Source organism: Micromonospora sp. S-DT3-3-22 (assembly GCF_015354745.1).
GTDB classification, from domain to species: Bacteria; Actinomycetota; Actinomycetes; order Mycobacteriales; family Micromonosporaceae; genus Micromonospora; species Micromonospora wenchangensis.
Genome location: NZ_JACGMO010000171.1, coordinates 1 through 11,692, shown reverse-complemented (window position 1 = coordinate 11,692; position 11,692 = coordinate 1). Strand labels below are relative to the sequence as shown.

General features: G+C 74.8%; 10 protein-coding genes and 2 pseudogenes. 6 read left to right on the top strand and 6 right to left on the bottom strand.

The annotated features are described in order from the left end of the window. A pseudogene (locus H1A17_RS31390) lies at positions 1-451 on the bottom strand (peptidase S8); the annotation flags it as partial. A 457-nt stretch (positions 452-908) separates the two neighbouring features. On the opposite strand from H1A17_RS31390, the gene H1A17_RS31385 reads away from it, so the two are divergent. Further along, complete coding sequence (locus H1A17_RS31385) at positions 909-2,750, top strand: glycerol-3-phosphate dehydrogenase/oxidase (RefSeq protein ID WP_370516941.1); 1,842 nt, start codon at positions 909-911, stop codon at positions 2,748-2,750. An 85-nt stretch (positions 2,751-2,835) separates the two neighbouring features. Continuing rightward, complete coding sequence (locus H1A17_RS31380) at positions 2,836-3,330, top strand: hypothetical protein (protein WP_309236911.1); 495 nt, start codon at positions 2,836-2,838, stop codon at positions 3,328-3,330. Between the two features lie 15 nt (positions 3,331-3,345). On the opposite strand, the gene H1A17_RS31375 is transcribed toward H1A17_RS31380, so the two are convergent. Further along, complete coding sequence (locus tag H1A17_RS31375; protein ID WP_194823577.1) at positions 3,346-4,746, bottom strand: FAD-binding oxidoreductase; 1,401 nt, start codon at positions 4,744-4,746, stop codon at positions 3,346-3,348. 35 nt (positions 4,747-4,781) lie between these two features. Here H1A17_RS31375 and H1A17_RS31370 point away from each other — a divergent pair, with 35 nt between their 5' ends. Further along, a complete protein-coding gene (locus H1A17_RS31370; protein WP_145922000.1) occupies positions 4,782-5,120 on the top strand; it encodes a DUF4031 domain-containing protein in 339 nt (112 codons plus the stop codon). A gap of 48 nt (positions 5,121-5,168) precedes the next feature. On the opposite strand, the gene H1A17_RS31365 is transcribed toward H1A17_RS31370, so the two are convergent. Beyond that, positions 5,169-5,804, bottom strand: coding sequence for a metal-dependent phosphohydrolase (locus tag H1A17_RS31365; RefSeq protein ID WP_194823576.1), 636 nt, complete (start codon positions 5,802-5,804; stop codon positions 5,169-5,171). A 58-nt stretch (positions 5,805-5,862) separates the two neighbouring features. On the opposite strand from H1A17_RS31365, the gene H1A17_RS31360 reads away from it, so the two are divergent. Together H1A17_RS31360 and H1A17_RS31355 are read left to right on the top strand one after the other, a co-directional pair. Further along, positions 5,863-7,122 (top strand): aromatic acid exporter family protein, encoded by a 1,260-nt coding sequence (locus H1A17_RS31360; RefSeq protein ID WP_370517099.1) that lies wholly within the window; start codon positions 5,863-5,865, stop codon positions 7,120-7,122. A gap of 32 nt (positions 7,123-7,154) precedes the next feature. Beyond that, positions 7,155-8,667 (top strand): annotated as a pseudogene (locus H1A17_RS31355) (PrsW family intramembrane metalloprotease). A gap of 21 nt (positions 8,668-8,688) precedes the next feature. On the opposite strand, the gene H1A17_RS31350 reads toward H1A17_RS31355, so the two are convergent. Both H1A17_RS31350 and H1A17_RS31345 read right to left on the bottom strand, forming a co-directional pair. Next, the gene (locus H1A17_RS31350) at positions 8,689-8,856 is read right to left on the bottom strand and encodes a hypothetical protein (RefSeq protein ID WP_168222570.1); all 168 of its coding nucleotides are present in this window, start codon (positions 8,854-8,856) and stop codon (positions 8,689-8,691) included. A 106-nt stretch (positions 8,857-8,962) separates the two neighbouring features. Then, a complete protein-coding gene (locus tag H1A17_RS31345) occupies positions 8,963-9,310 on the bottom strand; it encodes a co-chaperone GroES (RefSeq protein ID WP_088643178.1) in 348 nt (115 codons plus the stop codon). A 156-nt stretch (positions 9,311-9,466) separates the two neighbouring features. Here H1A17_RS31345 and H1A17_RS31340 point away from each other — a divergent pair, with 156 nt between their 5' ends. Beyond that, positions 9,467-10,771 (top strand): AI-2E family transporter, encoded by a 1,305-nt coding sequence (locus H1A17_RS31340; RefSeq protein ID WP_370516940.1) that lies wholly within the window; start codon positions 9,467-9,469, stop codon positions 10,769-10,771. A 59-nt stretch (positions 10,772-10,830) separates the two neighbouring features. On the opposite strand, the gene H1A17_RS31335 is transcribed toward H1A17_RS31340, so the two are convergent. Beyond that, on the bottom strand, positions 10,831-11,692 hold an 862-nt coding region (locus H1A17_RS31335; RefSeq protein WP_305070380.1), incomplete at its 5' end, for an ATP-dependent DNA helicase.

Genomic DNA, 11,692 nt, shown 5'->3' with positions numbered 1-11,692 from the left:
CGGCCGGCTGGGCCGGGGCGGGCAGGCGGGCGGCCAGCAGCGCGAGCAGCGTCGCCGTCGCGGCCAGCGCGGCCAGGTACGCCTCGTGATGGACCTGCGGCAGCGCCCGCAGCGACCCGAGGGCGACCAGGGCGAGCGCGGCGGCGAGCCAGGCACGGCCGGTGACCCGTACCCGGGGCGAGCGGGGGAGCAGGGCCAGCAGCAGCGCGGGCAGGCCGACCAGCAGGGCGGTGGCCAGGCTGAGCGCCGGCCAGAGCCATACCTGCCGGTCCCAGCCCGCGGCCACCTGCAACTGCTCGACCGACCAGCCGACCGCCTGGAGCAGCACGGCGAGGGTGACCGTCCAGCCACCGGCGAGGGCGGCGGCCACCACCGGCCACGGGCTCGACGGACGGGCGGCGGCGCTCGGCGGGAAGCCGTAGCCCGGTGGAGGGGGTGTGTCGGCCAGCATCCGGAAACAGTACGACGCGTCCGTGCTGCTACGACCTGGCCCGGGAGCCACTGCCGCGCGGCGCGTCGCCAGGCAGCGTGTCCCGCTGTTCCGATCGCCCGATCATGCTCACGGAGAGTAGTCCTTGCGGAAGGTGTCTACCTCCTCTCGCGGATCCTTTGCTCTGCTGCTCTCGCGGCACCGCACACCAAGGGTGACTGTCGCGTGCAGAGCAGCAGAGCAAAGGGTCCGGCGGTGGGAGAGGGGGGTCGGTTGGGGTCGAGGAGGAATGGCTGCTCCAGTCGTTCTGCTGCCGGCGGGAGGGGTGTGGTGGGCAATGAGGCAGCCACGAGCTTGGTGACGTTAAGTAGTCATCGCCTCAGCGGTCATGGTCACGCATGGTGACCGGCCGGGCCGTGGGGAATCTGGCCGGTTCCGGGCCTGCTGCGGGCGGGACCGGGCGGGTTACGGTGGACGGGTGCGTGACCCCAATGTGACCCGATCCGCCGCCGGTCAACTCTCCCCGCAGCGCCGCGCCGCGGATCTGCGCCGGCTCCGGGCCGAGCGGTTCGACGTGCTGGTCATCGGAGGTGGGGCGACCGGGGCCGGTGCCGCGCTCGACGCCGCCTCGCGGGGGCTCAAGGTCGCCCTGGTCGAGGCCCGTGACTTCGCCGCCGGCACCTCCAGCCGGTCCAGCAAGCTGATCCACGGCGGCCTGCGCTACCTGGAACAGCTGGAGTTCCACCTGGTCCACGAGGCGCTGACCGAGCGGGGTCTGCTCGCCACCCGGCTCGCCCCGCACCTGGTCCGGCCGGTCCCGTTCCTGATCCCGCTCCCTGCCGGGCGGGGGCTGCGCGACCTGCCGGCCCGGCTGTTCCGCCGCTCCTACTACGGGGCCGGGGTCGCCGCCTACGACGCCTTCGCCGGGCTGTTCGGCACCGGCCGGGGGATGCCGCTGCACCGGCACCTCACCCGTGAGGGCGCCCGCCGGGTCTTCCCCAGCCTGCGCGCCGACGCGCTGGCCGGGGCCATCCGCTACTACGACGGGCAGGTCGACGACGCCCGGCTGGTGGTGACCCTGGCCCGCACCGCCGCCAGCCTCGGCGCGACCGTGGTGAGCAGCGCCCGCGCCGTCGGGCTGGTGCGGCAGGCCCGGGAGGTCACCGGGGTCCGGGTCCGCGACCTGGAGGCCCCCGCCGGCTCCCCCGACGCCGAGTTCGAGGTACGCGCCCGTACCGTCATCGCCGCCACCGGCGTGTGGAGCGACGACATGTCCCGGATGCTCAACGACGTCGGGCTGCGCCCCGGGGTGCGGGTCCGGGCCTCCAAGGGGGTGCACCTGGTGGTGCCCCGCTCGGCGATCACCGGCGAGACCGGGCTGATCGTGCGCACCGCGACCAGTGTGCTCTTCGTCATCCCCTGGGGCGGGCACTGGATCATCGGCACCACCGACACCGACTGGCGGCTCGACCGCTCCCACCCGGCCGCCTCCGCCCGCGACATCCAGTACCTGCTCGACCAGGTCAACCTGGTGCTGGACCGGCCGCTGTCCAGCGCCGACATCGAGGGCGTCTACGCCGGGCTGCGCCCGCTGCTCGCCGGCGAGGCCGACTCCACCTCCAAGCTCTCCCGGGAACACGCCGTCTTCGAGCCGATGCTCGGGCTGCTGCTGGTGGCCGGCGGCAAGTACACGACCTACCGGGTGATGGCCGCCGACGTCGTCGACCGGGCCGCCCACCGGCTCGGCGGCGTACGCCCCTCGCGCACCGCCGACCTGCCGCTGCTCGGCGCCGACGGGTACGCCTCGATGTGGCGGGACCGGGCCGACCTGGCCCGCCGGCACGGGGTGCCCGTCGGGGTGGTCGAACACCTGCTGGAGCGGTACGGCACGCTCACCCTGGAGGTGCTGGCGCTGATCGCCGCCGACCCGCTGCTCGCCTCACCGCTGGCCGGCGCACCCGAGTACCTGGCTGCCGAGGTGACCTACGCCACCCGCTCCGAGGGGGCGCTGCACCTGGAGGACGTGCTGACCCGGCGTACCCGGATCTCCTTCGAGACGACCCACCGGGGCCTCGACTCGGCCGGGCACACGGCGGAGCTGATGGGGGCGGTGCTCGGCTGGGACGCGGCCACCCGGGAACGGGAGATCGCGCACTACCGGGCCCGGGTCGAGGCCGAGCGGGAGTCGCAGCTCATGCCGGACGACGCGACCGCCGACGCGGCCCGCCTCGGTGCCCCCGACGTCCGGGGGTTCGCCGCCGACCGGGGCGTCGACGGCGTCGAGGACGACCCGCTGCACCTGCCGACGTCCTCCCGCTGACCGGCCCCCGGGGCCGGTTCCACCAGGCGGTGCGGGGCCGGTCGGCCGGTTCCGGACGGCAGCGGGGTGGGATAGGTTCCGGCGCGTGGTTCCCCCTCAGTGGTCACGCGCGCTCCTCGTCCCCGCCGTCATGACGGTCACCCTGACCGGCTGCGCGATGGTCGACCGGGAGGGCAGGTCCACAGCGGAGGGCCGGGGCGGACCGACGGCCCCGGGGGCGACCCGGGTCAGCCTGATGCAGAAGCTCGGCGAGGACGGTCCACTGCGCTCGCTGACCGTCGAGCCGGACGGCCGGTGGGAGTGCGACGACTGTGCCGGCGACGGGGTCACCTCGACCGGTTCCCTGGACCCCGAGCAGGTGCAGCGGTTGCACCGGCTGCTGGCCGACCCTCGGCTGGCCCAGGAGACCGACCAGGCCCGCCAGTACCGGGCGAGCTGCATCGACGCGTTGACGTCCAGCCTGCTCACCACGGCCGGCCTGATCACCTCGCAGGACTGCCCCGGTGAGGAACGACCGGCGGTGGCCGGCGAGATCCTGCTCCTGCTCACCCAGGCCACCCCGGCCGAACCGACCCGCTGAGCCGACCGGGGCCGCTCAGAACACCTTGCCCGGGTTGAACAGCCCGGCCGGGTCGAGCGCCGCCTTGATCGCCTGGTGCACCCGGACGCCGACCGGGCCGATCTCCCGGGCCAGCCAGTCCCGCTTGAGCAGCCCGACGCCGTGCTCGCCGGTGCAGGTGCCCCCGAGTTCCAGCCCGAGCCGGATGATCTCGTCGAAGGCCCGCCGGCCCCGCTCCAGGCTCGCCGGGTCGGCCCGGTCCACCACGATGTTCGGGTGCAGGTTGCCGTCACCGGCGTGCCCGACCACCCCGATCGGCACCCCGCACTCGGTGGCGATCCGGGCCACCCCGTCCAGCAGCGTGGCGAGCGCCCCCCGGGGCACCGCCACGTCGTCGATGATCAGGCCACCGTTGCCGTCCGGGTAGGTGTCGGCGGCGAACCGTTCCATCGCCGGGTGGGCCAGCCGGCGGGCCTGGAGCAGCGCCGCCGCCTCCACCGCGTCGGTCGCCGCGTAGACCTCCTGCGCGCCCGCCGCCGTGCAGACCTCGGCGATCCGGGCCAGGTCGTCCGCCGCCCGGGGGCCGGTGTCGGCGGCGGCGAGCAGCAGCGCCTGGGCGTCGGTCCGCAACCCCATCGGCCGGTACGTCTCGATCGCCCGCAGGTGCGTGCGGTCCAGCAGCTCCAGCAGGCTCGGGGTGAGCCCCTGCGCGGCGATCCCGGCCACCGCCGTACCCGCCTCGGCGGTCGAGCCGAAGACCGCCACCATGGTCAGCGAATCCTCCGGCGCGGGCCGCAGCGCCACGGTGACCTCGGTGATCACACCGAGGGTGCCCTCCGCGCCGACGAAGAGCCGGGTCAGGTCGTACCCGGCCACGCCCTTGGCGGTACGCCGGCCGGTGCGCAGCACCTCGCCGGAGGCGAGCACCACCTCCAGCCCGAGGACGTACTCGGTGGTCACCCCGTACTTGACGCAGCACATGCCGCCGGCGTTGGTGGAGACGTTGCCGCCGATGGTGGAGGACTCCCAGGAACCCGGGTCGGGCGGGTAGTACAGGCCGTGCGCCCGGACCGCCCCGGCCAGTGTGGCGTTCACCACGCCCGGCTGCACCACGGCGATCCGGGCCACCGGGTCGATCTCCCGGACCGTGGTCATCGCGACGGTGCTCAACACCACCGCGCCGTCCACCGCGTTCGCCGCGCCGGCCAGCCCGGTCCGCGCCCCCTGCGGCACCACCGGTACGCCGTGCCGGGCCGCCGCCCGGACCGCCGCCACCACCCCGGCGGTGTCCCGGGGGCGGACGACCACCAGCGGCGTGCCGGCGGCGCAGAGGTCCGCCTCGTCGCGCCGGTGCAGCCGGAGCAGGTCCGGATCGGTGAGGACGGCCTCGTCACCGAGGGCCGCCCGCAGGTCGTCGAGGAGGGGGGAGCCAGCCATGCGGCCGAGGCTAACCGGCGGCTAGATTGGCCGCCATGCTGTACCTGGACCGGCCCGCCTGGCCGTGGCGCGGTCGGCTCTGGTCGCACCTGATCAGCGACGTCTCCCCGGCCGAGCTGCACGTGTTCGCCGAGACGCTGGGGGTGCCCCGGCGCGGGTTCGACCGGGACCACTACGACATCCCCGCCGACCGGTTCGCCGTGGCGGTGTGGCTCGGTGCCCGGGTGGTGCCCAGCCGGGAGATCGTCCGCCTGCTCCACGCGTCCGGCCTGCGTCGCCCCAAACACCTCAACCGCCCGGCCGGCCCCACAGCGCACGTCGGACCCGCCGGCCCCGGACGCCTCAGCCTGCCCGGGGACCTCACCCACCGCTGACACCGGCCGGCCCGCACCCCGGGACGCCGGCGACGGCCGGGCGGCGGATCAGCGCAGGGACGCCAGCTCGCGGCGGAGGTTGGCGCGGGCCGGTGCCTCCCACCGGGCGGCCAGCGGGGGCAGCCGGAACAGGGCCGGCAGGGCGAGCAGCCCGTCGAGGACCCGCGCCCGGCCGGTACGGAAGTCCGCCTCGGGCACGTGCGCGTACTCGGCGCGGATCGCGGAGGCGTACCCGTCGTACACCTCGGGGGGTGTGGCCAGGACGGCCAGGTCGGCGTCGCAGAGCAGCGCGCCGTCGCGGTCGCCGGGCGCGGTGCGGTGCCCGGCGGTGAGCAGCACCAGCCGGCGGACCTCGGCCACCGTGGCGGCCGGCACCCCCAGCCCGGTGAGCAGCGTGCCGGCCAGCTCGGCGCTGGCCCGTTCGTTGGCGTCGGCGGCGGCGCGCGGGTCGTAGACAGCGTCGTGCGTCCAAGCGGCGAGCGCGACCCGTTCCGGCCGGTCGGCCAGGTCGGCGTGCCGGTCGACCAGGTCCAGCACCGCCCGCAGGTGGTGCGCCGTGTGGTAGCGCCGGTGCGGCTCGCGCCAGCGGGCCAGCAGGTCGGACCCGGCGGCGGTGAGCGCCGGCCCGTCAACGGCCCCGGCGGTGAGCGCCGCCGCCACCCACCGGTCGATCAGCTCGGTCACCCGGACGATTGTGCCGCAGGGATGAACCGGTGTGGCGTGGGTAGTCCCCGCCATGGCGCTGGCCCGGGACCGACGACCGTCGCTGCTGCATCGGGCCGGGCTGCGTGACGCCGGCGACGACGTCGACACCGCGCGGATCGCCGAGGCGGTGGCCTACCTGCGCCACCGGGGCCGGGCCACCCTGCGCGACCGGCTGCACCAGGTGCACCTGGCGACGGGCCTGGCCGTGCAGGCCGGGCTGGCCGCCGCGCTGGCCTGGATCGTGTCGCACCACCTGCTGGGCAACCCGCAACCGGTCTTCGCGCCGATCTCGGCGGTCGGCACCCTGGCCGCCTCGGTCGGCCAGCGGCTGCGCCGGACCGTGGAGTTGATCGTCGGGGTGGCGGTCGGGGTGTTCCTCGGCGACGTGCTGATCTACTTCCTGGGCACCGGGGGCTGGCAGCTCGGGTTGGTGGTGACCGCGGCCATCCTGCTCACCACCTTCTTCGGGGCCAGCGTCGCGGTGGTGATCCAGGCCGCCGCGACCGCCGTGCTGATCGTCACGCTGAGCCCGTCCACCGAGGATCTGGAGCTGCCCCGGTTCGTCGACGCGTTCGTCGGCGGCGGCATCGCCCTGCTGGTCACCGCGATCCTGCTGCCGCTCAACCCGCTCCGGGTGATCAACCGGGCGGCCCGGCCGGCGCTGGACCTGCTCGCCGACCAGCTCGACGTCTGCGCCCAGGCGCTGCGCGACCGGGACCGGGGCGCCGCCCAGCGGGCGCTGGACCGGCTCCGCGAGAACAAGGAGGAACTCGCCACCTTCACCGAGGCCATCGAGGGGGCGAAGGAGACCAGCACGCTCTCCCCGGCCCGCTGGCACCGGCGCAACGAACTGACCCACTACGCCGAGGCGGCCGACCCGATCGACCGGGCGATGCGCAACAGCGGCACCCTGATCCGCCGGTCGGTAACCATGATCGAGGACGACGAGCCGGTGCCGGAGCCGATGCCGGACGCGGTGGTCCACCTGGCCGAGTCGGTCCGCCTGCTGCGGCACGAGTTCGCCGTCGGGGACGAGCCGGAACGGGCCCGGGAACGGTCGCTGCGCGCGGTCAGCGAGGCCGGTCGGGCGTACGACCAGGGGGTCGGGTTCTCCGGCAGCGTGGTGATCGCCCAGGTGCGTACCACCGCCAGTGACCTGCTGGTCGCCTCGGGCATCGAGCAGGAGGAGGCCAACCGGCTGATCCGGCAGGCGTTCGGCGACAAGGACAAACCGGGCGGCGGTCCGGCGGAGCAGCACGCCGCCCCGAAACCCCCGACCGCCCCGCCCCTGGGCTGACCCCGGCCGCGCCGCCCCGGGTCGCTCCGCCCGTGGACCGTGCCGTCCCGCACCGGGAGAGCCCGGCCGAACGGGCCGGGGATGACTACGCTGATCCACATGGCCGACACCCCGCCCGGCGGGCACCCGCCGCCGCCCGCGCCCGCCGTCCCGTCGCCGGACGCCGCCGCGCCCCGGATGCCGCTGCGCCGGCTCGGCTGGCGGCGGGTCCTGGTGCTGGCCGGGGTGGTGCTGCTGATCGCGGCCTGCGCGGTCTACATGCTCTACACGCTCGGCTCCAACCTGGGTCTGGACGCGCTGCTGGTCGGGGTGACCGCGGCGATCCTGCCGGTGCCCGTCCTGGTGGCCTGCTTCCTCTGGCTCGACCGGTACGAACCCGAACCGCTGAAGTACCTGATCTTCTGCTTCGCCTGGGGCGCGTTCGTCTCGACCGCCGCGTCGCTGACCGTCAACAACACCTTCGCCGCCCTGTTCAAGGACTGGGGGGTGTCGTCGTCGCTGACCGGCGTGCTGGTGGCCCCGTTCATCGAGGAGCTGACCAAGGCGCTCGGCCCGATCCTGCTGCTGATCTTCCGGCGCAAGGAGTGGTCCGGGATCACCGACGGCCTGGTCTACTGCGGGCTGTCCGCCGTCGGGTTCGCCATGGTGGAGAACATCCTCTACCTGGGCGGCCTCGGGTACGCCTCGGGCGTCGACCAGTGGGGGCCGGCCACCGGCGTACGCAACGTCATCGTCATCTTCATCTCGCGGATCCTCTTCTTCGGCTTCGCCCACCCGCTGTTCACCTCGATGACCGGGGTGGGGCTGGGCATCGCCGCCCGCACCGCCGACCGGCGGGTCCGGGTGCTCGCCCCGGTCGCCGGCCTGCTGCTGGCGATGATGTTGCACGGCACCTGGAATCTGATCCCGACGCTGGTCCAGGCCACCGGCCAGGCGGTGATCTTCTTCTACGGGATGGTCGCGGTGATGGTGCCGATCTTCTTCGGCATGGTCGGTTTCGCGGTCTGGCTGCGCGCCTGGGAGGGGCGGCTCACCGAGCGGACCCTGCCCGACTACGTGCGGGCCGGCTGGTTGAGCCCGCCCGAGGTGGCCGCCCTGGGCAGCCTGGGCCGCCGGCACGCCGCCCGGACCTGGGCCCGGCGGGTCGGCGGGGACGCCGGGCTGCGCGCGATGCGCGGGTACCAGTTCGCCGCGACCCGGCTGGCGCTGCTGCGCGACGGGATGCGGCGCGGCCTGGACCGCAAGCCGGCGGAGCGGGAGAACACCCTGCGGGAGGAACGGCAGTTGCTGGAGACGATCGCCGCGTACCGGTCGTTCTTCGTCGGCCGGGACCCGCAGACGCCGGTGGGGGTCTGGGACGGGCAGCGCTACCACCTGCGGTTCCCCGACGGCACGCAGCGGGTCGTCGACGCCCCGGACTCGCCGGTGGTGCCGATCCCGGTGGTGCTGGCCCCGCCGCCGCCCCCGGCCTACCCGGCCGGCTACGGCCCGCCCGGCTGGTACGGTCCCCGGCCGGCCGCCCCCTGGCCGCCCGGCCGGTACTGACCGGCCCGGCCCCGGGCAGGGTCAGGTCATCAGGCTGGTGAGGAAGTCGCCGAGGCCCTGGGCCATCGCCATCAGGGCGGCCCCGATCCCCTTGAACATCTGGGCCGCCCCGTCCGGGCGGAACGCCATGAAGTAGATCAGGAAGGCGACGCTGCCCCAGAGCAGCACCTTCTTCACGAGAACCGGCATCGTCCCTCCCCAGGGCACCTGTGACGGGCCTGGCTTCCCGCCGGGAAGCGGGACAAACCGGTAGGCCGCCCGGGACGGCTCCCGAGGGCCCCGGGAGGGACCGGACCTACAGGTAGAGGCCGGTGCTGCCGGTGGACTCGCTCTCCACCCGTTCGGCGGCGACGGCGTGCACGTCCCGCTCGCGCAGCAGCACGTACCCCCGGCCGTGCAGTTCGACCTCGGAGCGGTCGTCCGGGTCGAACAGCACCCGGTCGCCGGCCACCACGGCGCGTACGTGCGGACCCACCCCCACGGCGGTGGCCCAGGCCAGCCGCTTGCCGACGGCGGCGGTGGCCGGGATGACGATGCCTGCGGTGGAGCGGCGTTCGCCCTCGCTGCCGTCCTGCCTGACCAGCACCCGGTCGTGCAGCAGGCGGATCGGCAGGCCGGTGTCGAGGTTCGGGTCGGCGGTCACGCCAAGACGCTACCGTGTGGCCCGGTGGCGTCGATCCGGTGGTTGAGCCGATGCGGCACGGGGCAATGAGTGGCGGAACTGCCCTACGGTGGCGGGCGTACGGACGTACCCTGTCCGGGCCGTCGCCGTGGGCGTCCCGGTGTCGTTTCTCAGGAGGTGCGCTTGAGCCGCTTCGAGCGGGTACGCGGCCGACTCCGCCGCGCCTACGAGTCCGGACGGGAGTCGGTCCGCGCGGGGCGCGCCGATCCGGCCGACGCGCCGGAGGGGGCCGGAGTGGCCACACCCGCTTCCCCCGGCCCGGCGGCGGCCCCGTCGGCGACGGTGGTCGGGGCCGAGCCGCCGGCGGCCATGCACAACTCCACCTCCAGCCGCGACGACGCCGACGTGCCGCACGCGCTGCGGATCGCCGCCGCGTGGTCGTGGCGACTGATCGTGATCGGCGTGGTCACCTGGGCGCTGCTGAGGATCGTCGGGACGATCAGCATCGTGATCATCCCGCTGGCGGTGGCGCTGCTGCTCTCCGCGCTGCTCGCCCCGGCGGTGGGCTGGCTGCTGCGGGCCCGGTTCCCCCGCTCGCTGGCGACGGGCGTGGTGATGGTCGGCGGCCTGGTCGCGGTGTTCGGCACGCTGACCCTGGTGGTCAACGAGTTCATCCAGGGCGTGCCGGAGCTGAGCGAGAAGTCGTCGCAGGGCGTACGGCAGATCCAGGACTGGCTCAAGACCGGCCCGCTGCACCTGTCGGACAGCCAGCTCAACCGCTACATCGAAGAGGCACAGGGCTGGATCAACGGCAACACCGAGAAGTTCACCAGCGGTGCGCTCGCCACCGCCACCACGCTGGCCGAGGTGCTCACCGGTGCGGTGCTGGTGCTCTTCGCCACCTTCTTCTTCCTGCGCGACGGCAGCCGGATCTGGCGGTTCCTGGTCCGCCTGCTGCCGGTCGCCGCCCGGTGGAAGGTCGACGACGCCGGACGGGCGTCCTGGGCGACGCTCGGCGCGTACGTGCGGGCCACCGTGCTGGTGGCGTTCATCGACGCGGTGGGCATCGGCATCTTCCTGGTCGTCTTCGACGTCCCGTTCGCCTTCCCACTGGCCGCGCTGGTCTTCCTGGGGGCGTTCATCCCGATCGTCGGCGCGTTCCTCTCCGGGGTGGTGGCGGTGCTGGTGGCGCTGGTCGACAGCGGCCCGGTGACCGCGCTGATCATCCTGGGCGTGGTGATCGGCGTGCAGCAGGTCGAGGGCCACCTGCTCCAGCCGTTGATCATGGGTCGGGCGGTGGCCATCCACCCGCTCGCGGTGATCATCGGGATCGCCGCCGGGGTGGTGCTCGCCGGCATCACCGGCGCGCTGGTCGCGGTGCCGCTGATCGCGGTGTTCAACACCGCCGTACGCCGGCTCGCCGCCCGCAGCGTGCCCGACACCCCACCGGACGCCGTGGTGGTCGCCTCCCAGGCCCCCTGACCAAACCGGCACGCCGCCCGTTCCCCGCCGGGGAGCGGGCGGCGTGCCGTCTGTGGGGGTCAGACCTTGGCCAGGCGCTCCAGCGCGCCCCGGGCCACCTCCGGCCGGGTGGTGTACCAGAACGGGGGCAGCGAACGGCGCAGGAACGGCCCGTAGCCGCGCGCCGTCTCCAGCCGCGAATCGAGGACCGCGACCACCCCCCGGTCACCGGTGGCCCGGATCAACCGGCCCACCCCCTGCGCCAGCCGGACCGCCGCGATCGGCACACTGACCGCCGAGAAACCGGACCCGCCGCCCGCGTCCACCGCCGCCGCGCGGGCCGCCGCCAACGGCTCGTCGGGGCGCGGGAAGGGCAGCCGGTCGATCACCACGAGCTGGCACGAGTCGCCCGGCACGTCCACCCCCTGCCAGAGCGACATCACCCCGAACAGGCAGCTCGACCGGTCGTCGCGGAACCGCCGCACCAGCAGCGGCAGCGCCTCCTCGCCCTGGAGCAGCACCGGCAGGTCGGTGCGCGCCCGCAGCAGCTCCGCCGCCTGCTGCGCGGCCCGCCGGGAGGAGAACAACCCGAGGGTACGGCCACCGAGCGCGCCGACCAGCCGCAGCAACTCCTCGCCGGCCGCCTCGGGCAGCCCGGAGACGCTGGGCCGGGGCAGGTGCGCGGCGACGTACAGGATGCCCTGCCGGGCGTAGTCGAACGGTGAGCCGACGTCGAGCGACGACCAGCCCGGCCCCGACGTGGCCGGCACGACGCCGGTGGCGGCCCGGCTGCCCGGGGCGCTCGCCACCCCGCCGGCATCCGGGCCGAACACCACCCCGGTCCGGGCGTGGTCCGCGCCGGGTGCGTCGTACGGGTAGCCGGCGTCGACCAGCGCCCGGTGGGAGACCTCCAGGGCGAGCAGCTGGGTCGGGTCGATGCTG